At 63.8% G+C, this 26,500-nt stretch carries 23 protein-coding genes; 7 read left to right on the forward strand and 16 right to left on the reverse strand.

Going from position 1 to position 26,500, the window contains the following annotated elements; genetic code table 11:
* Positions 1 to 7: 7 nt before the first annotated feature.
* Positions 8 to 868, reverse strand: a complete 861-nt coding sequence (gene panB / locus METH_RS18120) for a 3-methyl-2-oxobutanoate hydroxymethyltransferase (protein ID WP_024091927.1) — start codon at positions 866 to 868, stop codon at positions 8 to 10.
* A gap of 164 nt (positions 869 to 1,032) precedes the next feature.
* On the opposite strand from panB, the gene METH_RS18125 reads away from it, so the two are divergent.
* Positions 1,033 to 2,511 carry an ABC transporter substrate-binding protein gene (locus METH_RS18125; protein ID WP_024091928.1) on the forward strand — a complete coding sequence of 493 codons (1,479 nt, stop codon included), beginning with the start codon at positions 1,033 to 1,035 and terminating at the stop codon, positions 2,509 to 2,511.
* Positions 2,512 to 2,551: 40 nt separating this feature from the next.
* Here METH_RS18125 and METH_RS18130 read toward each other — a convergent pair whose 3' ends face one another.
* Positions 2,552 to 3,670 carry an acetoin utilization protein AcuC gene (locus METH_RS18130; RefSeq protein ID WP_024091929.1) on the reverse strand — a complete coding sequence of 373 codons (1,119 nt, stop codon included), beginning with the start codon at positions 3,668 to 3,670 and terminating at the stop codon, positions 2,552 to 2,554.
* Positions 3,671 to 3,881: 211 nt separating this feature from the next.
* On the opposite strand from METH_RS18130, the gene METH_RS18135 reads away from it, so the two are divergent.
* From METH_RS18135 to METH_RS18150, 4 genes are read left to right on the forward strand one after another with little or no spacing between them, the layout of a single operon-like run.
* Positions 3,882 to 4,829 (forward strand): ABC transporter permease, encoded by a 948-nt coding sequence (locus tag METH_RS18135; protein ID WP_024091930.1) that lies wholly within the window; start codon positions 3,882 to 3,884, stop codon positions 4,827 to 4,829.
* Entirely contained in the window at positions 4,826 to 5,641 is an 816-nt protein-coding gene (locus METH_RS18140; RefSeq protein ID WP_024091931.1) for an ABC transporter permease, read from the forward strand. Before METH_RS18135 ends, METH_RS18140 begins: the two co-directional genes overlap by 4 nt.
* The gene (locus tag METH_RS18145) at positions 5,638 to 7,245 is read left to right on the forward strand and encodes an ABC transporter ATP-binding protein (protein ID WP_024091932.1); all 1,608 of its coding nucleotides are present in this window, start codon (positions 5,638 to 5,640) and stop codon (positions 7,243 to 7,245) included. Before METH_RS18140 ends, METH_RS18145 begins: the two co-directional genes overlap by 4 nt.
* The gene (locus METH_RS18150) at positions 7,238 to 8,689 is read left to right on the forward strand and encodes an aldehyde dehydrogenase family protein (protein WP_024091933.1); all 1,452 of its coding nucleotides are present in this window, start codon (positions 7,238 to 7,240) and stop codon (positions 8,687 to 8,689) included. The genes METH_RS18145 and METH_RS18150 overlap by 8 nt, the downstream gene beginning before the upstream one ends.
* 120 nt (positions 8,690 to 8,809) lie before the next feature.
* Here the strand turns inward: METH_RS18150 and pncB are convergent, their stop codons facing one another.
* From pncB to pncA, 3 genes are all read right to left on the reverse strand, one after another.
* The gene (gene pncB / locus METH_RS18155; protein ID WP_024091934.1) at positions 8,810 to 10,099 is read right to left on the reverse strand and encodes a nicotinate phosphoribosyltransferase; all 1,290 of its coding nucleotides are present in this window, start codon (positions 10,097 to 10,099) and stop codon (positions 8,810 to 8,812) included.
* A 62-nt stretch (positions 10,100 to 10,161) separates the two neighbouring features.
* Positions 10,162 to 12,429 carry a hybrid sensor histidine kinase/response regulator gene (locus tag METH_RS18160; protein WP_024091935.1) on the reverse strand — a complete coding sequence of 756 codons (2,268 nt, stop codon included), beginning with the start codon at positions 12,427 to 12,429 and terminating at the stop codon, positions 10,162 to 10,164.
* A gap of 72 nt (positions 12,430 to 12,501) precedes the next feature.
* Positions 12,502 to 13,098, reverse strand: coding sequence for a bifunctional nicotinamidase/pyrazinamidase (pncA, locus tag METH_RS18165; RefSeq protein WP_024091936.1), 597 nt, complete (start codon positions 13,096 to 13,098; stop codon positions 12,502 to 12,504).
* A 179-nt stretch (positions 13,099 to 13,277) separates the two neighbouring features.
* Here pncA and trhO point away from each other — a divergent pair, with 179 nt between their 5' ends.
* On the forward strand, positions 13,278 to 14,189 hold the full coding sequence (gene trhO, locus METH_RS18170) for an oxygen-dependent tRNA uridine(34) hydroxylase TrhO (RefSeq protein WP_024091937.1): 912 nt from the start codon (positions 13,278 to 13,280) through the stop codon (positions 14,187 to 14,189).
* A gap of 216 nt (positions 14,190 to 14,405) precedes the next feature.
* On the opposite strand, the gene METH_RS18175 is transcribed toward trhO, so the two are convergent.
* From METH_RS18175 to METH_RS18210, 8 genes are all read right to left on the reverse strand, one after another.
* Complete coding sequence (locus METH_RS18175) at positions 14,406 to 15,074, reverse strand: NapC/NirT family cytochrome c (RefSeq protein WP_024091939.1); 669 nt, start codon at positions 15,072 to 15,074, stop codon at positions 14,406 to 14,408.
* On the reverse strand, positions 15,074 to 15,547 hold the full coding sequence (locus METH_RS18180; RefSeq protein WP_024091940.1) for a nitrate reductase cytochrome c-type subunit: 474 nt from the start codon (positions 15,545 to 15,547) through the stop codon (positions 15,074 to 15,076). The genes METH_RS18175 and METH_RS18180 overlap by 1 nt, the downstream gene beginning before the upstream one ends.
* Positions 15,548 to 15,555: 8 nt before the next feature.
* Positions 15,556 to 18,054 (reverse strand): nitrate reductase catalytic subunit NapA, encoded by a 2,499-nt coding sequence (gene napA / locus METH_RS18185; RefSeq protein ID WP_024091941.1) that lies wholly within the window; start codon positions 18,052 to 18,054, stop codon positions 15,556 to 15,558.
* Positions 18,051 to 18,329, reverse strand: a complete 279-nt coding sequence (locus METH_RS18190; RefSeq protein WP_024091942.1) for a chaperone NapD — start codon at positions 18,327 to 18,329, stop codon at positions 18,051 to 18,053. The genes napA and METH_RS18190 overlap by 4 nt, the downstream gene beginning before the upstream one ends.
* Positions 18,326 to 18,841, reverse strand: coding sequence for a ferredoxin-type protein NapF (locus METH_RS18195; protein ID WP_024091943.1), 516 nt, complete (start codon positions 18,839 to 18,841; stop codon positions 18,326 to 18,328). Before METH_RS18195 ends, METH_RS18190 begins: the two co-directional genes overlap by 4 nt.
* Before the next feature lie 12 nt (positions 18,842 to 18,853).
* Positions 18,854 to 19,003 (reverse strand): periplasmic nitrate reductase, NapE protein, encoded by a 150-nt coding sequence (gene napE / locus METH_RS18200; RefSeq protein WP_024091944.1) that lies wholly within the window; start codon positions 19,001 to 19,003, stop codon positions 18,854 to 18,856.
* Between the two features lie 634 nt (positions 19,004 to 19,637).
* Positions 19,638 to 22,055: a DNA topoisomerase (ATP-hydrolyzing) subunit B gene (gene gyrB / locus METH_RS18205; protein WP_024091946.1), complete on the reverse strand. Its 2,418-nt coding sequence runs from the start codon at positions 22,053 to 22,055 to the stop codon at positions 19,638 to 19,640.
* A 93-nt stretch (positions 22,056 to 22,148) separates the two neighbouring features.
* Positions 22,149 to 22,739, reverse strand: a complete 591-nt coding sequence (locus METH_RS18210; RefSeq protein WP_024091947.1) for an NAD(P)H-dependent oxidoreductase — start codon at positions 22,737 to 22,739, stop codon at positions 22,149 to 22,151.
* A gap of 108 nt (positions 22,740 to 22,847) precedes the next feature.
* Between METH_RS18210 and METH_RS18215 the strand changes: the two genes are divergently transcribed.
* Complete coding sequence (locus METH_RS18215; protein WP_024091948.1) at positions 22,848 to 23,441, forward strand: TetR/AcrR family transcriptional regulator; 594 nt, start codon at positions 22,848 to 22,850, stop codon at positions 23,439 to 23,441.
* Here the strand turns inward: METH_RS18215 and METH_RS18220 are convergent.
* The 3 genes from METH_RS18220 to dnaN all read right to left on the reverse strand — a co-directional run bounded on the left by METH_RS18220 (position 23,438) and on the right by dnaN (position 26,351).
* Positions 23,438 to 24,058: a LysE family translocator gene (locus METH_RS18220; RefSeq protein ID WP_024091949.1), complete on the reverse strand. Its 621-nt coding sequence runs from the start codon at positions 24,056 to 24,058 to the stop codon at positions 23,438 to 23,440. The two genes, METH_RS18215 and METH_RS18220, sit on opposite strands and share 4 nt — an antisense overlap.
* Positions 24,055 to 25,152, reverse strand: coding sequence for a DNA replication/repair protein RecF (gene recF / locus METH_RS18225; protein ID WP_024091950.1), 1,098 nt, complete (start codon positions 25,150 to 25,152; stop codon positions 24,055 to 24,057). The genes METH_RS18220 and recF overlap by 4 nt, the downstream gene beginning before the upstream one ends.
* A gap of 77 nt (positions 25,153 to 25,229) precedes the next feature.
* Positions 25,230 to 26,351: a DNA polymerase III subunit beta gene (gene dnaN / locus METH_RS18230; RefSeq protein ID WP_024091951.1), complete on the reverse strand. Its 1,122-nt coding sequence runs from the start codon at positions 26,349 to 26,351 to the stop codon at positions 25,230 to 25,232.
* Positions 26,352 to 26,500: the final 149 nt, after the last annotated feature.

A 26,500-nucleotide genomic window follows, 5' to 3' on the forward strand; every position in this document is an offset into this window, starting at 1 on the left:
TCGGAAGTCATCCTTTCGAGGGCGCTTTGACGGCGGTGGCTTTGCCCGCGGGCGCCTGATCGGCAAAGACGTGTTCCGCCGCCGGAAAAGCGCGCGCCCGCACTTCGGCGGAATATTCGGCAATGCCTGCCTCGGCCAGCGGGCCCAGATCGGCGTAACGCTTCACGAACTTCGGTTTGAAGGCGGTGAAAAAGCCCAGCATGTCGTCAACCACCAGGATCTGCCCGTCGCAGCCGGCACTGGCGCCGATGCCGATGGTGGGAATGGCAAGCTCGGCGGTGATGCTGTCGGCCAGCTTTTGCGGCACCTTTTCCAGCACCACCGAGAACGCCCCGGCCTCCGCCACGGCACGTGCATCCGCCAGAACCGCCTCCGCTTGCGCATCGCGGCCCTGCACCTTGTAGCCGCCCAGGGTGTTGATCGACTGAGGCGTCAGGCCGATATGCGCCATCACCGGGATGCCGCGCTTGACCAGAAAGCGGATGGTCTCGGCCATCTCGACGCCGCCTTCCAGCTTGACCGCGGCGCAGCCGGTCTCGGCCATCAGCCGGGCGGCATTGCGGAACGCCTGCTGCGGGCCTTCCTCGTAGGACCCGAACGGCATGTCGATGACCAGCATCGCCTGTTCCAGCCCGCGCGCCACCGCCTGACCGTGCATAATCATCATCTCCATCGTCACGCCCAGGGTCGAGGTCAGACCGTGCAGCACCATGCCGACGCTGTCGCCGACCAGCACGAAATCGCAGTGCTTGTCCATCAGCCGCGCCATCGGCGTGGTATAGGCTGTCAGGCTCACCAGCGGCGTGCCGCCTTTGCGGGCCCGGATGTCTTCGGCGTTGGGCGCCTGTTTTTTGGCTGTTGCGCTCATGGTGTCCTGTCCGCGGTTCAAGAGTGGACACGGATTATCAATTAACGCCGCGTGCTTCCAGTGCGCGAAATGCCGCCCGGCCTTGATTACGCTTGGGAAAAGGGGAAACTCGTTTCCAATAGGCGCCATAACCGGCCCGTAATTTGCACACAGGGAGTTTTCCGATGGCTTTCAGATCCTACGTTTTCGCCGCCGGTTCGGCGCTTGCACTGGCGGCAGGCAGCGCCTGGGCCAAGGACAGCGTCACCATTGCGCTGCAGCTGGAGCCGCCGCATCTGGACCCGACCAGCGCCGCGGCTCAGGCCATCGACTCGGTGGTTTACAGCAACATCTTCGAAGGGCTGACCCGGTTCATGGGCGATGGATCTGTGGTGCCCGGCCTGGCCGAAAGCTGGGAAATTTCCGAAGACGGCACGGTCTATACCTTTCGCCTGCGTGCGGGCGTGACCTTTCATGACGGCAGCGCGATGGATGCGGAGGACGTGAAATTCTCGCTCGACCGCGCCCGCGCCGACGACAGCACCAACGCGCAAAAGACACTGTTCGAGGGGATTTCATCGGTGGAGGCGGTGGATCCGCATACCGTCAAAGTCACGCTGGACGCCCCGAACGGCGGTTTCCTGTTCAATCTTGCCTGGGGCGATGCGGTGATTGTCGCGTCCGAAAGCATCGAAGACATCAAGACCGCCCCGGTCGGCACTGGCGCCTATACCTTCCAGGAATGGGTGCAGGGCGACCGGATCAGCCTGGCCCGCAATCCGGAGTATTGGGGCGAACAGCCCGCACTGGCGTCGGCCACCTTCAAATTCATCTCCGACCCGACCGCTGCGTTTGCCGCGATGATGGCCGAGGATATCGACGCCTTCGATAATTTCCCGGCACCGGAAAACCTGCCGCAGTTTGCGGCCGATCCGCGGTTCCAGGTGCTGGTCGGGTCAACCGAGGGCGAGACGATCCTGTCGATCAACAACAAGCAGCCGCCGTTTGATGATCTGCGCGTGCGCCAGGCGGTGGCCCATGCCATTGACCGGCAGGCGATCATAGACGGCGCGATGTTCGGCTATGGCACCCCCATCGGCAGCCATTTTGCGCCGCACAACCCGGCCTACACAGACCTGACCGGCAATTCTGCCCATGACCCGGAACAGGCCAAGGCGCTGCTGGCCGAAGCTGGCCTTGCCGAGGGTTTCGAAACCACCCTGCACCTGCCGCCGCCCTCCTATGCCCGCCGCGGCGGGGAGATTGTGGCCGCGCAGCTGGCCGCAGTGGGGATTAAGGCCGAGATCATCAACGTGGAATGGGCGCAATGGCTGGAAACAGTTTTCCGCGGCAAGAACTTCGGCCTGTCCATCGTCAGCCATACCGAGCCGATGGACATCGGCATCTATGCCCGGCCCGATTACTACTTTCAGTATGACAGCAAAGCCTTTCAGGAGCTGATGGCCAAGCTGAACGCCACCACTGATCCCGACGCCCGCACCGCGCTGCTGCAGAAGGCGCAAGAGATGATTTCGGCGGATTATGTCAACGGCTACCTGTTCCAGCTGGCCAAGCTGGGCGTGGCCAAGGCCGGGCTGCAAGGGCTGTGGGAGAACGCCCCCACCGCCGCCATCGACCTGACCGCGATCAGCTGGGCAGAGTAGAGCCTGTAATGCAAGAAAACCGCCCGGCCGATAGGCCGGGTTATACTCCCCGCCTTGCCCGCAAATAGGCCACCCGCTCCCGGATCTCCTGCCGAACGTTTCCGCCGCGCGGCTGATCCCTGAGCGTGGTGAACCAATGTTCCGGCGGGTTGCGGCCCAGGCGGTTGCCGTTGAACTCCAGTCCGCGCAGCACGTCCTCACCTTCCGCAGGCAGCCGCTCCGGCACCTCGAACCCGTTCAGCGCGGCCCAGACACCAGTCCAAAGCCGCCCGACAGACCAAGGGTTATAGCCGCCGCCGCCTAGCACCAGCAGCCGCGGTGCCATCCCCATCAGCGCCCGTACCACTGCCCAATGGGCGTTGTTCGACAGATCCAGATGCGGCAGCGGGTCCTCACTGACCGCATCCGCCCCGCATTGCAGCACGATGGCATCCGGCGCAAAAGCCGCGACCGCGGGCAGGATCAGCCCGTCGCGCGCATGGGCCATTTCGTCATCATTGAAGCCGCGCGGCACCGGCAGGTTCAGCGCCGACCCGCCTGCATCCTCCGTCAGCCTGCCGGTCTTGGGCCACAGGTTTTCCTCATGCACCGAGATCATCAGCACGTCCGCATCACCGGCAAAGCCATGCTCCACCCCGTCCGCGTGATGGGCGTCAATGTCGACATAGGCGATCCGCTGCGCGCCGTGGTGGCGCAGCGACAGCATCGCCAGCACCGGATCGTTCAGATAGCAGAACCCGTTGGCCCGGTCCGGCATCCCGTGGTGGGTGCCACCCGCCGGGTTATAGACAATGCCGCCATCCGCCAGCAGCTCCCCCGCCAGGACCGAGCCGCCGGCCGCGGTGGCCGGGCGGCGGAAGATCTCCGGAAACACCGGGTTCGAGATCGTCCCCAGATGATGCCGCGCGCGCACCGCCCCGGTTACGGCCTGCGCCGCCTCGGCCGCCTGCAGCGCCGCGACATATTCCGGCGTGTGCCAGGCCGTCAGCACCGCCGGTTTCGCCCGCGGGGAATTCACATAGGCCCCGGCCGGCAGCCAGCCCAGCGCCCGGGACAGGTCCATCACGGTCGACACCCGCGGCACCCGCAGGGGATGGGTGCCGCCATAAGAGGAGCCACGGTAGATTTCCGATCCGATGAACAAGGGACGCGCCAGCATGAAGCATGTGATACCCTGCCGGGCCCGCAATGCGGAAGACCCCGTCTGGAAACAAGCCGCAGGCACGGCCCCCATGATCTGTGCGATAGCCGCGCATATTCCAGATGCTGCACATTCAACCCGCTGAGAACGGGAGATTATTTCCCCTTTTTGGCTCTGCTCTCCGGATCCCCTCTGGACCGCGCAGCGCTGCGCTCCTAACGTGGCGGCCATGCTGCGTTATGCCCTGAAACGCCTGTTGTCGCTGATCGTCAGCCTGGCCGTTGCCTCGCTGGTGATTTTTCTTGTGGTGGAGGTGGCGCCGGGCGATCCTGCGGCCTTTATGCTGGGGGTCAATGCGCAGCCCGATACGGTTGCGGCCCTTCGGGCAGAGCTGGGGCTGGATCAGGCCAAGGCGGCCCGCTACCTGACATGGGCCGCGGGCCTGCTGAACGGTGATTTCGGCACCTCCTATACCTACCGCACGCCGGTTGCGGGCATGATCGCCGACCGTCTGTGGGTATCGCTGCCGCTGGCGCTTTATGCGCTGACACTGTCCACCCTGATCGCCTTTCCGGCCGGCATCTATGCCGCCGCCCGCCGCGGCAAGCCGGGCGGCATGGCGGTGATGGGCGCCACCCAGCTGGGCGTAGCAGTGCCGAATTTCTGGTTCGCCATGATGCTGGTGCTGGTCTTTGCCATCAACCTGCGCTGGTTCGGGGCCGGCGGTTTTCCCGGCTGGGAGGCCGGGCTTTGGACGGGTCTTCATGCGCTCACCCTGCCGGCCATCGCGCTGGCGCTGCCGCAGGCGGCGATCCTGACCCGGGTGATGCGCTCAGCACTCCTGGACATTCTCGGCGAAGACTTCATGCGCACCGCCCGCGCCAAGGGGCTGACCCGGCGCCAGGCGCTGTGGCGGCACGGGGTCCGCAATGCGCTGATCCCGGTGCTGACCATCATCGGCCTGCAGTTTTCCTTCCTGCTTGCGGGCGCCATCATCATTGAGCAGGTGTTTTTTCTGCCCGGCCTTGGGCGGCTGGTGTTCCAGGCGATCTCGGCACGGGATCTGATCGTGGTGGAATCGGTGGTGATGCTGCTGGTCTTTGCAGTGATCACGGTGAATTTCCTGGTCGATCTTACCTATGCGCTGGTGGACCCGCGGCTGAGGAGCCGGACATGACCCGCGGCCTGATCCTTGGCGGTGCGCTGTCGGCGCTGGTGCTGCTGGCGGCGCTGATGTCGTTCCTGTGGACGCCCTTTGACCACGCAGCCATGAACATCCCCGCCAAGCTGCAGCCGCCCAATGCGCAGCACTGGCTGGGCACCGATCATTTCGGCCGCGACCTGATGTCGATGATCATGGTGGGGGCCCGCACCTCCATCGCCGTGGCGCTGGTGGCTGTCGGCATCGGCATGGGCGCCGGTGTGCCGCTGGGCCTTGCCGCTGCGGCGCGCAAGGGCACCTGGCTGGATGAGGCGATCATGCGCGGCAATGATCTGGTTTTTGCCTTCCCCGCGCTGGTGATTGCCATCCTGATCACCGCTGTCCTGGGCGCCGGGGCCGTCAACGCCATCATCGCCATCGGCATTTTCAACATCCCCGTCTTTGCCCGCATCACTCGCGGCGCGGCGCTGTCGCTGTGGGAACGCGAGTTCATTCTCGCCGCGCGGGTTGCCGGCAAGGGGGCCGCGCGGATCTCGGCCGAGCACATCCTGCCGAATGTGATGAACCTCTTGATCGTGCAGGGCACCATCCAGTTTTCGCTGGGCATCCTGGCGGAAGCGGGGCTCAGCTATGTCGGCCTCGGCGCCCAGCCGCCCACGCCCAGCTGGGGCCGGATGCTGGCGGATGCGCAGACAATGGTCAGCTTTGCCCCGCATCTGGCGCTGGTGCCGGGCACTGCCATCATCCTCACCGTGCTGGGGCTGAACCTCCTGGGCGACGGGTTGCGCGACTGGCTGGACCCGAAGCTGCGGGTGGCGCGCGCATGACCCTGCTTGATGTCACCAGCCTGTCGGTCAGGATCGGCGCATTTCAGGTGCTGAAGGACGTCTGCTTCCACGTCGATCCGGGCGAAACCGTCGCCGTCACCGGCGAAAGCGGATCCGGCAAGTCGATGACAGCGCTGGCCATCATGCAGCTGCTGCCGGAAACAGTCCACGCCAAGGGCTACATCACCCTGAACGGAACCCAGCTGCAGGAGCAGTCCGAGACGCAGATGTGCGCCATCCGCGGCCAGTCCATCGGCATGGTGTTCCAAGAGCCGATGACCGCGCTGAACCCGGTCAAAACCATCGGCGATCAGGTGATGGAGACGATCCTGATCCACCAGGCGATGCCCCGCGCGCAGGCCGAAGCCCGCGCCCGCGAGGTGCTGGAGCGGGTGGGCCTGCCGGCGGACCGGTTTCCCCTCGCGCGCTACCCGCATGAGCTGTCGGGCGGCCAGCGGCAGCGGGTGGTGATCGCCATGGCCATCGCCCTGCGCCCCAAGCTGCTGATCGCGGATGAACCGACCACCGCGCTGGATGTCACCACCCAGGCGCAGATCCTCGACCTGCTGAAAGATCTTGTGCAGGACTATGGCATGGGGCTGCTGATCATCACCCATGACCTGGCCGTCGTCGCGGATCTGGCCGACCGGATCGTCGTCATGCGGGATGGCGCGGTGGTGGAGACCGGCCACACCAGCTGGCTTTTGCGCAACATGCGCCATCCCTACACGCGGATGCTGTTTGCCGCTTCAAACCATCAGGTGGCGCTGCCGGACCCGCCTGCCCCGGCGCCGCTGCTGGAGGTCAGGAATGCGGTCCGAGACTACAAAACCCCGCGCGGATCATGGTTTGGAAAACCCGGCACATTCCGCGCCGTGAACGATGTCTCCTTCACCCTGAACCGCGGTGAACGGCTGGGGCTGGTGGGTGAGTCGGGCTGCGGAAAATCGACCCTGACACGGGCGATTCTGGGGTTGGAACCATTGCAAGGCGGGGAGATTCGCCTGAATGGCGCGCCCGTCGCGACTCACCCCGGTTCAACGGTCCGGCGCAAGATGCAGGTGGTGTTCCAGGACCCCTATGGCAGCTTCAACCCGCGCCATAAGGTGGAGCGTCTGATCACCGAACCCTTCTATTCGCTGCCCGATCCGCCAAGCGGGGCGGCGCGCGCCGGGCTGATTTCCGAAACCCTCTCCGCCGTCGGGCTGAAGCCTGAAGATGGCGGCAAATACATCCACCAGTTCTCCGGCGGACAGCGCCAGCGCCTCGCAATTGCCCGCGCATTGATCACACGGCCCGAACTGATCATCTTTGACGAGGCGGTCTCTGCTCTCGACGTTTCGGTGCGGGCCCGGATCCTCGACCTGCTGGCAGAACTGTGCGCGGCCTACAGCCTCACCTATCTGTTCATCAGCCATGACCTGAGCGTGGTGCGGACGATCACCGACCGCTGCCTGGTGATGCAGCAGGGAGAGATCGTCGAACAGGGCGCAACCGAGGATGTGTTCTCCAACCCGCAGCACCCCTATACCCGGCAGCTGATCGCCGCAGCCCCGGTGCTGCCGGAGCTGACCGATACCGAAAGGAGCCCGCAGCATGTCTGACCCTCTCTGGTTTGATCCCGCGCTTTGCCTGATCGGCGGCAACTGGCGGCCTGCCGCCAGCGGCGGGACCCTGCCGCTGGCAAACCCGTCGGATGGCAGCGAGATCTGCCGGATTGCCCGGGGCAGTGCGGCAGATATCGACGCCGCCGTGCATGCGGCCGGGGCCGCACTGGATGGCGGATGGGGGCAAATGAGTGCCTTGGAACGCGGCCGCATCCTGACCCGGATCGGCCAGTTCGTGCTGGAGCGGGTGGAACTTCTGGCTGCGCTGGAGGCGATGGATGTGGGCAAGCCGCTGGCCCAGGCGCGCGCCGATGCGGTGGCATTGGCGCGCTACTGCGAATTCTACGGCGGCGCGGCGGACAAGGTGACGGGGGAGACCATTCCCTATCTCGACGGCTACACCGTTTATACCCTGCGCGAGCCGCATGGGGTAACCGGCCATATCGTGCCCTGGAATTACCCGATGCAGATCATCGGGCGTTCGGTCGGGGCGGCGCTGGCGATGGGCAATGCCTGCGTGCTGAAACCCGCCGAAGAGGCCTGCCTCACGGCGCTGGCTTTTGCTCATATTGCGATGGAGGCCGGGCTGCCCGCCGGGGCGCTGAATGTGGTGCCGGGTCTGGGACGGGACGCCGGCGCAGCGCTGGCGGGGCATCCCGGTGTGCAGCATATCTCCTTTACCGGGTCGGTCAGGACCGGGGCGCTGGTGCAGCAGGCGGCGGGCGCCAATGTGGTTCCGGTGACGCTGGAGCTGGGCGGGAAATCCCCGCAGCTGGTGTTTGACGACGCGGACCTGGATGCGGCGCTGCCGTTTCTGGTGAACGCGGGCATTCAGAATGCCGGCCAGACCTGTTCGGCCTCCTCCCGCATTCTGGTGCAGCGCGCGGTCTATGACGACGTGAAGGCGCGGATGGCAGCGGCCTATGGCGCGCTGACCGTGGGGCCGGCCGTCGCGGACTTGCGGCTGGGGCCGCTGATCTCTGCCCGGCAGAAGCAGATTGTCGAAGGCTATCTGCAGCAGGGCGCGGACCTGCCGGTGGCGGCGCAAGGCAGCATCGTTCCGCAGGCGCCAAAGACCGGCGCCTATGTGCGCCCCACCCTGTTCGCTGACGTGCCGGAGGACCATGTGCTGGCGCGCGAGGAGATCTTTGGCCCGGTTCAGGTGCTGATCCCCTTTGACACGGAGGAAGACGCGCTGCGGATCGCCAACGCGACCGATTACGGGCTGGTCGCCAGCGTCTGGACCCGTGACGGGGCGCGGCAGATGCGGCTGGCGAAACGCCTGCGCGCGGGGCAGGTGTTCCTCAACAATTACGGCGCCGGCGGCGGCGTGGAACTGCCCTTCGGCGGGGTCGGAAAATCCGGCCACGGGCGGGAAAAGGGGTTTGAGGCGCTGTACGGTTTCTCGCAGCTCAAGACCGTTGCGGCGCATCACGGGTAGGGTGGATATTCAGGTCAGCAGTTATTACCCAATGTTTCGCGCGCGAAACATTGGGGCAGAGGTTCTGCCGCTAATTGTACCGCCTTGCCTGAAACCCGCCGCAAGACTGGCGAAGTCTTATCAAACGATTACCGCCTGCCGCTCTTGATCGCCAACGCCGAACACCCGCTTGTAGCGCGCGATTTCTGCCGCCGGTCCCATCGCCTTTTCCGGGTTGTCGGAGAGTTTCACCGTGGGACGGCCATTGGCGGCAACCGCCTTGCAGACCAGCGAGAACGGCGCCAGCGCGTCGCCGGGGACAAGCCCGCGGAAATCATTGGTCAGCAGCGTCCCCCAGCCGAAGGAGACCTTGGTGCGGGAGGAAAACCGGGCGTGCAGGTCCGCGATCTGCTGCACATCGAGGCCATCCGAGAAAATCACCCGTTTGTCCGCCGGATCCTCGCCCCGCTGCTGCCACCAGTTGATCGCCACCTCCGCGCCCTTGGCCGGGTCGCCGCTGTCGATGCGGATGCCGGTCCAGCCGGCCAGCCAGTCCGGTGCGCGGTCCAGGAAACCTTGGGTGCCATAGGTATCCGGCAGGATGATGCGCAGGTTGCCCTCGTGCTCGTCATGCCAGTCGGACAGCACGTCATAGGGCGCCCGGGCCAGCGCCGCGTCGCTGTCTGCCAGTGCCGAATAGACCATCGGCAGCTCATGCGCGTTGGTGCCGATCGCCTCCACCTCGCGGTGCATGGCGATCAGGCAGTTGGAGGTGCCGGTGAATTTGCCCCCCAGCCCCTCGTGCATCGCCTGCACGCACCAGTCCTGCCACAGGAAGGAATGGCGGCGGCGGGTGCCGAAATCGGCAATTGTCAGCCCGTCAATGCCGCGCAGGCGTTCGATTTTTTCCCAGACCTTGGTCATCGCGCGGGCATAGAGCACCTGCAGCTCGAAGCGGCCCATGCTGTTGATCACCGCACGGCTGCGCAGCTCCATCAGCACCGCCAACGCCGGAATTTCCCACAGCATCACCTCGTGCCATTTGCCCTCGAAGGTCAGCTCATACTGGTCGCCCTTGCGTTCCAGATGGTAGGGCGGCAGGCGCAGCCCCTCGAACCATTCCATGAAATCGGGGCGGAACATCTGCCGCTTGCCATAGAATGTATTGCCGCGCAGCCAGGTGCTTTCACCGCGGCTGAGCGAAAGCGAGCGGATGTGATCCAGCTGCTCGCGCAGCTCGCCCTCGTCGATCAGCCGGGCCAGCGGCACATGGGTGGAGCGGTTGATCAGCGAGAAGGTCACCGTGGTGTCCGGCTTGTTGCGGAACACCGACTGGCACATCAGCAGCTTGTAGAAGTCGGTATCAATCAGGGACCGGACGATCGGATCGATCTTCCATTTGTGATTGTAAACGCGGGTTGCAATATCCACCGGCAGCCTCGTGCATAAGGGTCACTGATTGATAGATTAGCCCGCCTGCCGGGGCAAGGACATCAACCCGCGCGGCGGGCTTGCGCCTGCAGGGCCACCTGGCCCAGCACGTCCAGAAGCGCCCTCCGGCTGATCGGCTTGCTCATGAAATCATCCATACCGGCATCCAGGCAGGCCTTGCGGTCGGACTCAAAGGCGTTGGCGGTCAGGGCCACGATGGCCGGCTGCGGCAGGGCCCCGGCACGGATCGCCCGGGTGGCTTCCAGCCCGTCCATCTGCGGCATCGACATATCCATCAGAATGACATCTGGCGCAAAGTCTTCAAAACGCGCCACGGCCTCGCGGCCATCCTTGGCAAAGGCCAGCTCCACCGGGGAGGATTGCAGGAATTTTTCGATCAGCACCCGGTTCACCGCGTTGTCCTCGGCGACCAGAACCCGCAGACCGTCCAGTGCCGCGGAACCCTCCGGATAGGCCGCTGCGGCGGTCGTTTTTGCAGGTTCCGCCAGAGGCGATTGCAACCGCAGCCGCACCGTGAAACAGGACCCCAGGCCCGGTTCCGACGCGGCCGCGATGCTGCCGCCCATTGCTTCCGCCAAGCGGCGGCAAATGGCCAGCCCAAGCCCGGTGCCGCCAAAGCGGCGGCTGATCGCAGCATCCGCCTGGGAAAACCGCTCAAACACCTTGCCAAGCTTTTCGGCGGCGATGCCAATTCCGGTATCCGCCACCGAGAACACCAGATCGTGGCCTGCCCCCGATGCCGCCGGTTCGGCATCCAGCGTCACCAGCACCCGGCCCTGCTCCGTGAACTTGATCGCATTGCCGGTGAGGTTCATCAGAATCTGCCGGATCCGCCGGTCATCCCCGCATAGCTGGCAGGGCACACGGCCCGTGATGTTCAGAACCAGCTCCAGCCCTTTGGCGTCTGCCTGGGCCTGCAGCAGGCGGACAGTTTCCTCAAAGCAGGCGTGCGGATCAAAGTTGACCTGGCTGAGGTTCAGCTCCCCGGCATCCATTTGCGAAAAATCGAGGACATCATTGATCAGCGCCAGCAGGGTATCCGCCGAACTGAGGATGGTATCGGCGTACAGGGCCTGCTCTTCGGTCAGGCTGCTCTCGCGCAACAGCTGCGCCATGCCGATCACCCCGTTCATCGGCGTGCGGATTTCATGGCTCATCGTGGCCAGGAAGTCGGCCTTGGCGCGGGCGCCTTCCTCGGCAGCGGCACGGGCCTGTTCCAATTGCTGGGAATGCTCCTTGGCCGCGGTGATGTCCCGCTCCACCGCGATCTGGGTTTCCAGTTCGCCGGCCGCATTCAGCATCGACACCTGGTTGGTCTCGATCCAGACCCGCCGCCCGTCCTTGCAGCGGTTGCGGATCTCCACCCGCACAGGCCGCGCATGACGCAGGCTGTCTTGCAGCAGCTGGATCGTCGCAGGATCGGTTTCGCCGCTGTTCAGCAGATCGCCGGGAAACTGGCCCTGCGCCTCGTCAAAGCTGTAACCGGTGATCCGGGTGAAACTGTCGTTCACCCAGGTGATGCGCCCGTCGCGGTCCATCAGCATCACGCTGTCGTTGGCATTTTTGGCGACCAGCGCCAGGCGCTTGGCCTCCATTTTCTGATCGGAAAGCCGGACATAGGCGGCTTCCAGTTCCTCCTGCTGGAGGGCCTGGGCCAGCAGGACGCTGCGGTTCCGGGTGAAATTGCGCATGACATGGGTAAGAAACCAGATAAAGGAGGCAATAAGCGCAAGCACTCCGGCCAGATGCAGCGAATACACTGGCGCCATGACCGGGATTTTAACGATCTCCACTGCCAGAAAAACAACTGGCAGCACAGCATAGGTGACAAGTCTGGCAGTGACCGCAAGCGGGTGATACGGCAGCACCAGCCCGGCATTGATCGCCATCCCGGTCAGCAGACAGATGGTATACAGCGGCTCATAGTGCGCGTGCGACAGCGGTGCCTGCGTTTCGCCCCAGAAAGGGACCGCCGCGGCCGCGCCAAGCGCCAAGGCGTGCAAAAAGGCGGTCAGCGCTGTCAGCCGCCGCAGCCCCTCCTCGCCCATTCCGCGGCAGACCAGATGATCCGCACGGCGCAGCAGGAGGCAGTCCGCAACATCCCCGGCAACGGCAAGCGCAAAAGCCAGCAATGCGTAAACCGGCGGCACGGCCAGGCCAAGAACGGCGAAGGCAAAGGTCATGAACAGCAGACGGGCCCGGAACGCCCGGACATGGCCGCGGCAATAGCGCAGCAGCAGCTCAAGCGAACCGTATCGCCTGTTAAAGTTGGCCAGCGGTCCATTGCCGGCCCAGTCCGAAGTGTCCATCAGTCAGCCTTGGCGTCTGTCCGGGTGCCTGGGCAGCATAGCAACACGTTTGTTAATATTTCGACACTCCCCTCAGGGCTGTAGATTCACACCTTCACTCGCCATCCCCTCCAGTGCTGCCTGCAGCGATCCGTCCAGATCGATTGCGCGGCAGGCCGCCAGTTCAACCGTGACTGAAAAGCCAAGCCGCGCCGCATCCAGGGCTGTGAAAGCAACGCAAAAATCTGTGGCCAGGCCAGCCAGGGTCAGCGCCGTGATGCCGCGGCTTCGCAGATATCCCTCCAGCCCGGTCGGGGTGGTCTGGTCATTCTCGAAGAACCCGGAGTAGCTGTCGATTCCCGGCCGGAAGCCCTTGCGGATGATCAGGTCGCCGCCGGTGCGCAGATCCTGGTGAAAGTCCGCCCCGTTGCTGCCCTGCACACAGTGATCCGGCCACAGAACCTGTGGGCCATAGGGCATCTCCACCGTGTCGAACGGAGCCTTTCCCGGATGCGAAGACGCAAAGGAGGAATGCCCCGCCGGGTGCCAGTCCTGGGTCAGGATCACGGCGTCGAACCGGTCCATCATCGCATTGATGAGGGCCGCCACCTCGTCCCCGCCGGGCACCGCCAGTGCGCCTCCGGGGCAGAAATCATTCTGCACATCGATAACGATCAGGGCCTCGGTCATCGGCAACTCCTTTGCTGGCTTACACAATTTGTAGCGGTACAGCTGCGTCTTGGGAACTCCTGCTGGCCGCCGGCCGCCCGGTGCCGCGGAAAACATATATCCAAAGCCCTTATTTTATTGGCGCCGCGGAGGGGGTTCTTTCTCTTGAAAACCGCGCGCCATGGTTCTAAGGCCGGGGCATGTACACGATTGCTGCCCTCTATCACTTCACCCGTTTCCCCGATCCCGCCGCGATCCGCCCGGCGCTTTTGGAACTGTGCCAGGCTCAGGACGTCAAAGGATCGCTGCTGCTGGCGCAGGAAGGGATCAATGGCACCATTGCCGGCCCGCGGGCCGGAATCGATGCGGTGCTGGCGCATATCAGGTCGCTGCCCGGCTGCGCGGATCTGGAGTGGAAAGAAGCCACCGCCGCCGAGCCGCCGTTCGGCAGGATGAAGGTGCGGCTGAAGAAAGAGATCGTGACCATGGGTCAGCCCGACGTCGACCCGCGGGCCAGCGTCGGCAACTACGTCGAGCCGGAAAACTGGAACGCGCTGATCCAGCAGGACGACGTTGTGGTGATCGATACCCGTAACGATTACGAAGTGTCGATCGGCACCTTTCAGGGCGCGATCGACCCCAAAACCGAGAGCTTTCGCGATTTTCCCGCATGGTGGGAGGAGAACAAGGCGCGCTTTCACAACAAGCGCGTCGCCATGTTCTGCACCGGCGGCATCCGCTGTGAGAAATCGACCAACTACCTGCTGGGTCAGGGGGTGGAGGATGTCTACCACCTGAAAGGCGGCATCCTGCGCTATCTGGAGGAAGTGCCGGCGGAGAACAGCACCTGGGACGGCGAATGCTTTGTCTTCGACAACCGGGTGTCGGTCGGCCACGGGCTGGTGGAAGGCCCGCATGAGCTGTGCCACGGCTGCCGCCGCCCGATCCTGCCGGAAGACAAGGCCCGCCCCGGGTTCGAACAGGGCGTGTCCTGCCACCTGTGCATCGATCGGACCTCGGACGAGGACAAGGCGCGGTTCCGCGAGCGGCAGAAGCAGATGAAGCTGGCCCGCGCGCGCGGCGAGGGTCATCTGGGCAGCATCCCGCTGTAAGCCTGCGGCGCTAAATCAGCCCTTCGAAACTGCCGCGCCGGCGCGGCCGGGCGGTGAGCAGCTGCCCGGGCGGGTGCGGCACGCGCCCGCCGTGGGGCGGACAGGCGCGTGCCGCCGCTGGCGCGACGGGCGGGAGAACATGCATAAGCCGGCCCTGATAAAACCCGCTGCCCATCGGGACGGCGGCCTTTCAGATGTTTGCCGGAACTGGCAGCGTCAGTCGCTGCTCAGACCCAGATAGCTGCGGGTGCTGTCCAAAAGCCCCTCGCCATGGGCCGGGGCCAGCAGGCCTGCATGATCTTTGCCTTCGGCTGCGGCCATGTCGGGCAGCTGGTGGGCGATGCCCTTGTGGCAGTTGATGCAGGTCTTTTCGCCGGTGAACAGGAACCGCTCATGGGCATCTGCCGCGCGTTTGGACTGGCGGGTGATGTCCATCGACTCGTCCGAGTGGCAGTTGCGGCATTCCAGCGAGTCGTTGGCCTCAAGCCGGGCCCATTCGTGCTGCGCCAGTTCCAGCCGGTGCTCCATGAATTTCTCCCGCGTGTTGATGGTGCCGAAGATCTTGCCCCAAACCTCCTTGGAGGCCTGCATCTTACGGGCGATCTTGTTGGACCACTGGTGCGGCACGTGGCAGTCCGGGCAGGACGCCCTGACGCCCGAGCGGTTGGAATAGTGAATCGTCGGCTTCAGCTCCTCGAACACATTGTCGCGCATCTCATGGCAGCTGGTGCAGAAAGCCTCGGTATTCGTCACCTCAAGCGCGGTGTTGAAGCCGCCCCAGAAAGTGATCCCCATCACAAAGCCGCCCATGGTCAGAAAGCCAAGCGAGAAGAAGGCGCTGGGGCGGGTGATGATCCACCAGGCGCGTTTGATGAAGCTCCACATCAGTCCGCCCCGCCCTGTTTCGAATGCACGTAGTCCAGCACCTTGTCGACATCGACAAACTCATTTTCGACCAGCGGCCGCGCATTGGTCTGCACAACATGGCATTGGGTGCAGAAATAGCGCCGCGGGCTGACCGCGCCGAGGGTCTGGCCCTCGCGGTTCATAAAGTGGGTGACCGAGATCATCGGCGCCTGGCTGACTTCCACCGCGGTGCGGCTGTGGCAGGTCAGGCATTTGTTGGAGTTGAGATCGACCTGGTAGTTGTCGGTCTTGTGCGGGATCAGCGGCGGCTGATCCGGGTAGTTGCGCACCTGGCGGATGTCGGTGTTGACGATACCGGGGATCTGGGTGACTTCGCCCTGTTTGTCCAGCGGCGCGATGTTGCGCAGCGTGGCAACCTGGTCCTGGGCAAAGGCGGCCGAGGCCAGCAGCAGGAGCGGAGCAGCCAGGATGGCGAGACGGAGATGTTTCATGACGGGCCTCACACTGCTTCGATACGGACTGCGCATTTCTTGAAGTCCGTCTGTTTCGAGATCGGATCGGTGGCGTCCAGCGTGACCTTGTTGATCAGCCGCCGCGCATCGAACCACGGCACAAACACCAGCCCCTTGGGCGGCTTGTTGCGGCCGCGGGTTTCCACCCGTGTGCGGATTTCGCCGCGCCGCGAGATGATCCGCACCTCGGTGCCGCGCCGGAAGCCCTGGGCCTTGGCGTCATCCGGATGCATGTAGCAGAGCGCATCGGGGACGGCCTGATACAGCTCCGGCACCCGCTGGGTCATCGAGCCGGAGTGCCAATGCTCCAGCACACGCCCCGTTGCCAGCCACATCGGATATTCATCGTCCGGGCTTTCTGCCGGCGGTTCATAGGGCAGTGCAAAGATCACCGCCTTGCCGTCGGGCTTGCCGTAGAATTCATAGTCCGAGCCGGGTGTCACATAGGGGTCGGAGCCTTCCTTGAACCGCCAGCGGGTTTCCTGGCCGTTCACCACCGGCCAGCGCAGCCCGCGTTCCTCGTGGTAGCGGTCGAAGGGCGCCAGATCATGGCCGTGATCGCGGCCGAACTCGGCGTATTCCTCGAACAGGCCTTTCTGGATGTAGAAGCCGAAATCCTCGGATTCGTGGTTGCCGTATTCGCGGGCCTTTTCGGTCAGCTCATACTGGTCGACCTTGCCGTTGGCATACAGCACCTCGAACAGGGTCCTGCCCTTGTATTCGGGGTTGGTGTCCAGCAGCGCGGCCGGCCAGACCTCATCCGTGGTGAAGCGCTTGGAGAATTCGGCCAGCTGCCACAGGTCGGACATGGCCTCGCCCGGGGCGTTGACCAGCTGGTGCCAGAACTGGGTGCGGCGCTCGGCGTTGCCATAGGCGCCTTCCTTTTCCACCCACATTGCGGCGGGCAGGATCAGGTCGGCGGCTTCGGCCGTCACCGTCGGGTAGGCATCCGACACCACGATGAAGTTGTCCGGGTTGCGGTAACCGGGCAGCCCTTCCTCCATCATGTTGGGACCGGCCTGCATGTTGTTGTTCACCTGCACCCAATAGCAGTTGATCTTGCCGTCCTTCAGGTCGCGGTTCTGCTTCACCGCGTGGGAGCCGACCCAGCCGGGAACGGTGCCTGCAGGCAGTTTCCAGATCTTTTCGGCGATTGCGCGGTGTTCGGGGTTGTTCACCACCATATCTGCCGGCAGACGGTGCGAGAAGGTGCCGACCTCGCGCGCGGTGCCGCAGGCCGAGGGCTGGCCGGTCAGTGAGAACGGCGAGTTTCCGGGGGTGGAGATTTTGCCGGTCAGCAGGTGGATGTTGTACAAGAGATTGTTGGCCCAGACACCACGGGTGTGCTGGTTAAAGCCCATGGTCCACAGCGACATGACCTTGGTATCCGGATCGGCATAAAGCCTGGCGATCTTTTCCAGGGTCACGGCCGGGACGCCGGACATTTCCTCTGCCTTTTCCAGTGTGTATTCGGATACGAACTCGGCGAACTCCTCAAAGCTCATCGGCTCGGAGCCGCCAGCCTTGCCGTTGTTTTCAGCTGCTTGTTCCAGCGGGTGTTCCGGGCGCAGGCCATAGCCGATGTCCTGATTGCCGCGGCGGAAGTTGACGTGCTTGGCAACAAAATCCTTATGCACCGCATCATTCTGGATGATGTAATTGGCAATGTAGTTCAGGATCACCAGATCGGTCTGCGGGGTGAACACCGCCGGGATATCGGCCAGGTCAAAGCTGCGGTGGGTGAAGGTCGACAGCACCGCCACCTTCACATGCGGATAGCTGAAGCGGCGGTCCGAGATGCGGGTCCACAGGATCGGGTGCATCTCCGCCATGTTCGAGCCCCACAGCACGAAGGCGTCGGCGTTCTCGAAATCGTCATAGCAGCCCATCGGCTCGTCGATGCCGAAGGTCCGCATGAAGCCGCCCACGGCGCTGGCCATGCAGTGGCGCGCGTTGGGGTCGATATTGTTGGAACGGAAGCCCGCCTTCATCAGCTTCGATGCCGCATAGCCTTCCCAGACAGTCCATTGGCCGGAGCCGAACATGCCGATGCCCTCGGGGCCTTTCTCGGCCAGGGTCTTCTTCCACTTCTCGGCCATGATGTCGAAGGCTTCATCCCAGCTGACCCGGGTGAATTCGCCCTCTTTGTCATAAACGCCATTGGTCTTGCGCAACAGCGGCTGGGTCAGGCGGTCGGCGCCATACATGATCTTCGAGAGGAAGTATCCCTTGACGCAGTTCAGGCCGCGGTTGACCTCGGCCTGGGTGTCGCCGTGGGTGGCGACCACGCGGCCGGCCTTGGTGGCGACCATAATCGAACAGCCGGTGCCGCAGAAACGGCAAGGCGCCTTGGACCATTTCAATTCGGTCACATCAGCGTCGGTGACAAGGTTCTGCGCGGCTGCGGGGATCGGCAGCCCCGCGGCAAGGGCTGCTGCGGCGGCGGCCTGCGCCTTGATGGCGCCGCGGCGGGTAAGTCCGGTCATTGCGGGACTCCTTCTTCAATGGCGAGGTCCTGCGCATCGCAGGTCTGATGAAAGACAAGCGCCGCGCTGGCGACGCCGTCGAGAAGCTGGATCCTGGCCAAGGCATCGCCAATGACCCGGTCGCTGCCGGCCTCGAACAGCACGACGATTTTGCCCGAGGGATCCGTTTGCGAAATCTCGGCGCCTGTCATGGATTTGATGCCGGCCAGGACGGCCTCCATCTGCGCCGGGTTGCTGCGCACCAGCAGGCTGGAAATATGGATTTCTTCTGTCACGCGGACGTCCTTTGCTGGCGGGGGTCGCAGAATGCGATGGCGTTGTTCGGGCAAGCGGCTAGGCAGGCGCCGCAGCCGGTGCAGGCCCCGGCATCGACCTGGATGGCGCCGACGGGGCGGACCGACAGGTCCATCCGCAGCGCGCACGGGTCGCAAATGTCGGTACACAGCTGACAGGCAATTCCGTCAGCGTTCAGGCAGTTGCTGGTGATCTGCACGGTCACGGGCCAGGGGATGGGCAGTGCGAGGTCGAACACCGATTCCGGGCACGCCTCGGCACAGGCCGCGCAAAAGGTGCATTCGCCGCCGCGGAAATTGATCCGGGGGCGGCCCCGGCTGTCGAATTCGATGATCCCTTCCGGGCAAGCCTCCCCGCAGGCATTGCAGCTGGTGCAATCGCCCTGCACCCGTTCTTCATCCGTCCAGGGCGGGCGGAATTCCGGATCCGGGCGGGCCACTTTCCCGGTCAGGAAGGCGCGCCGCGAGGGAGCTGTGCTGGCATGTGCTGGCATTGGCCTGAGCCCTTATCCTGCCGGCGGTCCCAGGAAGATCTGGGAGATCCAGATAACCAGGCCGTATCCGCCGACCAATCCCACCGCCAGAACCGGCGCCAGAACCACGGCAAGGAACAGGAAGGTGTTCCGCTCTTCAGCTTTGCTTGGCTGTCCGGACATTTTTGCCCTCCTTGGCTCATACTGATGCAGCGCAGCAGGTCAGCCCGAAATGGCCGCGCCTGAAGTCCGGTGTTCTGAACAGCGCTGCTTCGCTGGCAGGAGAATGCGCAGGACAGCCGTTCTGCACTTTGATCTGAATCATGCTGCGGGCAGCCGATTTGCCTTAACCGGATATTCAATCTGCCGGGGCTGGAGATGACCGGCACCGCCGAAACGCTTCCAACCGTAAATGCTGAAAACGATTACGGGACAAACCCGTGTTTGAAAGGATGTTTGGAAAAGGCGCCAGCCGGTCCCGGCCTCCACGGCCCGGGACACCGCCTGCCCGGCATGGCCTGAAGGGCACGCACCCTGTCGCAAAGCATTCGCAACGTTGTCAGCGATCCGGGTTTTCAGCGGAATAATCCGCGGGCGCGCTAGCGGGCTGGCGGCATCCGGGCCAGGCCGTGATGGCAGCAAGGGACCAGGGGCCGGCAGTGCCCCGCAAAAGAATGTGCCCCGCCTTTCGCAAGCGGGGCACTTTGAATGCTGAGCAACGCGCCGGCAAATTCGCCACCCTCATTCCGCAGCACTATGGGGCAATTCCGCAAAACGATGCGGTATCCGCCGTGCTGAGGGGGCGTCCTGCGAGCGATCAGAAATCCAGGTTTTCGACGCTGAGCGCGTTCTTCTGGATAAACTCGCGGCGGGGTTCGACGACATCGCCCATCAGTTTGGTGAACAGGTCATCCGCCTCGATCATATCGTCGATCCGCACCTGCAGCAGGGTGCGGGCATCAGGATCCAGCGTGGTCTCCCACAGCTGGTCCGGGTTCATTTCGCCGAGGCCTTTGTAGCGCTGGAGCGAGAGGCCCTTTTCGCCCTCCTCCAGGATCGCTTTCAGAAGCTCCAGCGGCCCGTGAATAATCTGGCTGCGGTCGCGGCGGTGCAGCTGGGCGGTGGTGCCGTAGACTTCCTGCAGGCTTTGGGTGAAGCTGCCGGTCTTGCGCGCCTCGCCGGAGCGCAGCATCGGGCCGTCCAGGGTGCGCACTTCCTCGACGCCGCGCAGGATGCGGGCGAGGCGGATGCCGTGATCCTGAGTGATCCGGCCCTGCCAGCCGCGCTCATATTCCAGCGCAATGGCGTCCAGCCGCGCCGCAACCTTATCGGCGACGCCCTGCAGATCGGAATCCACCGCACCGGGGACGAAGGCGCCTGCCACGGCGGCCTGTTCCAGAATGTGGCGCGGGTAATGGGTCGGGAAGGCATCCAGCACCCGTTTCAGCTGGCGCGCCTCATCGACCACGCGTTTCAGATCCTGGCCGGACAGCTCTTCGCCCGTTCCCAGCTTCAGAACCGCGCCCTCGACCCCCTGGTTGACCAGGTAATCATCCATAGCGGCCTGATCCTTCAGGTAGACCTCGGATTTGCCGCGGCTGACCTTATAGAGCGGCGGCTGCGCAATATAGAGGTAGCCGCCTTCGATCAGCTCCGGCATCTGCCGGTAGAAGAAGGTCAGCAGCAGGGTGCGGATATGGGCGCCGTCGACGTCCGCATCGGTCATGATGACAATCTTGTGGTAGCGCAGTTTTTCGATATTGAACTCGTCACGGCCGATGCCGGTGCCCAGCGCCATCACCAGGTTGCCGATCTCCTGACTGCCCAGCATCCGGTCAAAGCGGGCGCGCTCCACGTTCAGGATCTTGCCTTTCAGCGGCAGGATCGCCTGCGTCTGCCGGTCCCGGCCGGTCTGGGCCGAGCCGCCGGCCGAATCCCCCTCGACGAGGAAGACTTCGGTCTTGGAAGGGTCTTTCTCGGAACAGTCTTTCAGCTTGCCGGCCAGATAATTCACATCCATCGCAGTCTTGCGGCGGGTCAGTTCGCGGGCCTTGCGGGCGGCCTCGCGGGCCAGAGCGGCCTCGACGATCTTGCCGACGATCTGCTTGGCCTGGCCGGGGTTTTCCTCAAACCACTCTGACAGTTTTTCCCCTACCAGGCTTTCGACCACCGGGCGCACCTCGGACGACACCAGCTTATCCTTGGTCTGGCTGGAGAATTTCGGATCCGGAACTTTCACCGACAGCACGCAGGTCAGCCCTTCGCGGGCGTCGTCGCCGGTGAAGCTGACTTTTTCCTTCTTCGCGATGCCCGAGGTCTGCGCGTAATTATTGATGGTCCGGGTCAGCGCGCCGCGGAAGCCCGCGACATGGGTGCCGCCATCGCGCTGCGGAATGTTGTTGGTAAACGGCAGCACCGTTTCATGATAGCTGTCATTCCACCACATGGCGATTTCGACAACGATCTCATCCTTTTCGCCGATGATGTACACCGGGGTTTCCATTACCGGGGTCTTGTGGCGGTCCAGGTATTTGACGAATTCCTTGACGCCGCCTTCGTAGAACAACTCGATTTCCAGCCGTTCCGCCGGGCGTTCGTCGATCAGGATGATACGGACGCCGGAGTTCAGGAAGGCCAGTTCCCGCAGCCGCTTTTCCAGCGTTTCAAAGATGTAGTCGAGGTTGGAAAACGTGTCTGTCGAAGCCAGGAAGCGCACCTCGGTGCCGGTCCGATCGCCGCAATCGCCGACCACCTCAAGATGCTTGGCGGTCTCGCCGCGTTCAAACCGGGCGATATGCTCCTTGCCGTCGCGCCAGATGCGCAGTTCCAGCCAATCGGAGAGCGCGTTCACCACCGAAACACCCACGCCGTGCAGGCCGCCCGAGACTTTGTAGGAGTTGCTGTCGAACTTGCCGCCGGCATGCAGCTGGGTCATGATGACCTCGGCTGCCGAGACGCCTTCCTCCTCGTGGATGCCGACCGGAATGCCGCGCCCGTTGTCGCTGACGGAAACGCTGGAATCGGCGTGGATTTTCACCGTCACATGATCGGCGTGGCCCGCCAGCGCCTCGTCGATGCCGTTGTCCACGACTTCATAGACCATGTGGTGCAGGCCCGAGCCATCGTCGGTGTCCCCGATATACATGCCGGGGCGCTTGCGAACCGCCTCCAACCCTTTGAGAACCTTGATGGAATCCGCGCCATATTCTGCGGGGGCCTGCTCGTTTCCGGACATTCGCATCTTCCTGTCTTTGCTTCAGGATTTTATACGAAGTCTGGCCGGGATTGTCACGCGCAAGCCCCCTTTTTTCATGGCTGATTCAGACGATTATACACCTAAGGCACCAAGCTCAGCCGCGGTGCCGAGCCAAGCCGCGCGCTCTTCGCTGCTTGCCCCCTGCAGCGCACCAAAATGGCAGGTCTCAACCGGATCAATTCCCACGAAATTCAGGATCTGGCGCTCCACCTGAACATGCGCGGCATTGTCGTAGTACTGCGCCATCAATTCGGGCGGCGTGTCCGCGGCAACAAGGACCCGGCCCGACTTTCCGGTCAGCAGCGGTTTAGGCAGACCGTCTGTGACAACGCGCGGATCGAAAGTCCGGCCTGGAAGCAGAATGCGGTCAAAAAGCCCTTTCAGCTTGCCCGGCATGCCACCCCACCACAGCGGGAAGGCAACGACCACATGGTCTGCCCATTCGAAATCCGCCAGCACCGCTTCGATCTGAGGCTCCAGCCGCTTCGCTCCCGAAAACCCGGCCTGACCGAAATCAGGGTCGAATTCCAGCTGCGACAGCTTGTGCAAGCGCACATCATGTCCGGCGCCAGCAGCAGCGGACTCATAGGAATCGCTTAGGGCTTGCGTGAAGGTGTTCTCAGCCGGGTGGCCATTCAGGATCAGGATTTTTCGGGCAGACATTTCAATCTCCATAGAATAAGTTGACCGCGGTCACTTTATGGAATTAAAAATGACCGCGGTCAATTATAAAAGTGACCACGGTCAATAATCAGATCGTGAGGCTTAGGCATGACACGTGCACCACAGAAACGGCGGCTGGAAACCCGGGCGAAATTGCTGGAGGTGGCAGCCGCCATCGTTCAAGAGCAGGGCTACAGCGGGTTGCGGGTGGAGGATGTGGTCGCGCGCGCCGGTGTGGCCAAGGGCACCTTGTTTTCGCATTTCAAGGACAAGGATGGGCTGCTGGCCGTGCTGATCGGGGATGAGGTGATGCGCCTGCTGGACGGGATGGAGGCTGCCGGCGCCCCTCAGGACACAGCCGAGTTGACAGCCCGGCTGGCGCCGCATCTTAACTACGTCGGCCAGGACCGAGTGATCTTTGATCTGCTGCTGCGCTACTCAGGAACCACCGCTGCTGAGCCGGATGAGGTGGTGACCGCCGGTTTTATCCGTCAGGTTGCCCTGCTGACCCGCTGGATTCAAGTCCTGCAGGCCGCAGGCCGAATCCGCTGCGACCAGCCACCGGAACTGCTGTCCGAAGGCATTCAGGCCTTTCTGAACCACGTCCTGGGTGTGTGGTTTTGCATGGAACACGATGATGAAACCCCGCCCGCAAAGGCACTAACGCCTTATTTGCAAGCCTGGCTGCAACCCATCCCTTAGGTGAATGGGATCACCAGCCCGATGCAAACCAGCAGGCCGCCGGAGATCAGGTTGATGCGCCGCCGGATCCGCGTCGAGGTCACCGCACGCCGCACCCGGTGCACCATGCCCGCCAATGCAAGATTGCCCGCCAGCGGAACCACGAAGGACAGCGTCACGATCGCGGCAACATCCGCCCAGGACGTGGACGACAGGTCAAAAAATCCGGGCAGAACGCCCATGTAGAACAGAATGGCTTTGGGATTGCCCAGGATCGCAGCTATGCCGGCCATGAACCCTGCCCAGATGCCAGGGCGGGTGAGTGCCCGGTTTTCTTCAACCGCCTCGCCGGCATGCCGGATCAGCAAATAGCCCATGCCAAGGAACATCAGGCAGGCCAGCCAGCGCAGCGCGGTCATGATGCCGGTGAATTCCGAGACCACCCAGGACATGCCGGCCACTGCGATCAGCGGCCACAGGATGTCGCCGCAAGCCACCCCCACCGCAAGCGGCCAGGCCGCCTGGAACCCGCCCGAGACCGAGCGTGCCATCAGCGCCAGCCACACCGGGCCGGGAGTCAGGAACAAGATCAGCAGCGCCCCCGCATAGAGGGTCAGATCCCAGGGAGAAACGGTCATTTCTGCAGAACCTCCGATGTGCCGCCGCTGTCGGACACCTCCAGCACCTGCGCCCGCCCGTCCAATTCGGCAAACAGCTCCGGCCCGGTTCCGGTCATCCAGGCCTGGGTGCCCAAGGCACAGATCTCGTCATAGAGCGCGGCGCGGCGGGCGGCATCCAGATGCGCGGCGACCTCGTCCAGCAGCAGGATCGGCGGCGCGCCCTCGCGCTGTGCCAGCGCCCGCGCGTTGGCCAGGATCAGCGACACCAGCAGCGCCTTCTGCTCGCCGGTGGAGCACTCTTTGGCCGGGATGCCTTTTGCCTGGTAGGTGCCGATCAGATCGGTTCTGTGCGGCCCGACAAGGGTGCGGCCCGCCGCGAGATCCCTGAACCGGCTTTCCTCCAAGGCTTCTTTGAAATCCGCCTCGGAGGACGGCATGCTGCCTTCGGACTGCAGCAACTCCAGCTCAGCCGCGGGAAAGGCGGTTTCCGCCTCCGCCTGCGCCATCCGCAGCAGATCAACCGACTGCACCCGGGCGGAGTGGATCCGGTGCCCGGCGGCAGCCATCCGGTCTTCCAGCACCCGGTACCAGGCCGCATCGCGCACCTGCTCCTTCAACAGCCGGTTGCGCTCCCGCATCGCCTTTTCATAGGCCAGCGAGGCCTCGGCATGGGCGGGCTCAAAGCTCAGCGCGATCCGGTCGAGAAAGCGCCGGCGGCCTTCAGCGGCTTCAATCCACAGCCGGTCCATCGCCGGGATCAGCCAGACCACCCGCGCCACCTGGCCCAGCGCAACCTGGCTGGCCGATTTGTTGTCGATCTTCACCTGCCGGGCATTGCCGCCCTCGGACCAGGTTTCCACCTCATAAGTCTGCGATTGTGCCCGCAGCTCGCCCTTCAGCTTCCACCCCAGCGCTTCGGGCTGGCGCGCCATTTCCGCCGCGCTGGCCCGGCGCAACCCGCGGCCGGGCGAAAACAGCGACACCGCTTCCAGGATATTGGTCTTGCCCGCGCCGTTGTCACCGTGAATGGCCACGGGACGCCCGTCCAAACGCAATTCCGCCCGCAAATGCGAGCGGAAGTGGGACAGGGTCAGGGCAGTCAGGGCCAGCACGCGGCGCGCTCCCGTTTCATCTTTGCAAAAATACTCGCCTGCCGCCGCCCGGCAGGGCAGGCAGCGCCGTCAGGCGATCAAACCCGCATCGGCATCACGACGTAAACGGCGCTTTCGTCGCTGCCTTCGCGCATTAGAGTCGGATCGCCGGAGGAGTTGAACATGAACACAGCGTTTTCGCGGTCCACCTGATTGGCGATCTCCAGCAAGTACTTGGCATTAAATCCGATTTCCAGCCGTTCGTCGTTATAGGCCACTGCCAGCTCTTCCTCCGCGGCACCGCTGTCCGGCGCATTCACCGACAGGATCAGGCGGTCTTCTTCCAACTGCAGCTTCACCGCGCGGGAGCGTTCCGAGGACACAGTTGCGACCCGGTCCACCGCCTGGGCAAACTCGGCGGCGTCCACCTCCAGACGGCGGGTGTTTCCGGCCGGGATCACCCGGGTGTAGTCGGGGAAGGTGCCGTCGATCACCTTGGAGGTCAGGGTGATGTTCGGGGTGGCAAAGCGCACCTTGGTTTCCGAGACCGACACGGCGATGTCCATGTCATCATCATCCAAAAGCTTACGCAGCTCGCCCACGGTTTTGCGCGGCACGATCACGCCCGGCATGTCCTCGGCGCCCAGCGGCAGTTCGGCGTCAATCCGGGCCAGACGGTGGCCGTCGGTGGCCACGGCCCGCAGCGCCTTGCCGCCTTCCGTCCCGTTGGAGACATGCAGATAGACACCGTTCAGGTAGTAGCGGGTCTCCTCGGTGGAGATCGCAAATTTCGACTTGTCGAACAGACGGCGCAGCACCGCGGCCTTGGCGGCGAAGTTCGAATGGTATTCCGACGAGGCCATCACCGGGAAATCCTCCCGCGGCAGGGTCGCGAGCGAGAAGTTCGACCGGCCCGCCTCCACCGTCAGACGGCCGGTGGCGGCGTCAGCACTGAGGGTGACAAGCGCACCGTCGGGCAGCTTGCGGACAATCTCGTGCAGGGTGGTGGCAGCCACGGTGGTGGCACCGGCGCGTTCCACCTGGGCGGGCGCCTTGTCGACCACTTCGATATCCAGGTCGGTGGCGCGGAACTGGACGCTGTCGCCCTCGGCTTCGATCAGCACATTCGCCAGGATTGGAATGGTATTGCGGCGCTCAACCACAGACTGTGCCTGAGCCACAGCCTTGAGAAGCGTGCCGCGTTCGATGCTGATCTTCATGTCCCAAATCCTCTTCGTCATGCCCGTGTCAGTGGCCGGGACAAGCAACCTACCGGTTTACCCCTGCCGCACAAGGCTTTTATGGATTTCTCCAAGGGTTTCCCGGCGGGGTCAAGAGGCGGCAGGCGGCATTAAGGCCAAACCGTGGA

The sequence above is a fragment of the Leisingera methylohalidivorans DSM 14336 genome (assembly GCF_000511355.1).
Taxonomy (GTDB): Bacteria; Pseudomonadota; Alphaproteobacteria; order Rhodobacterales; family Rhodobacteraceae; genus Leisingera; species Leisingera methylohalidivorans.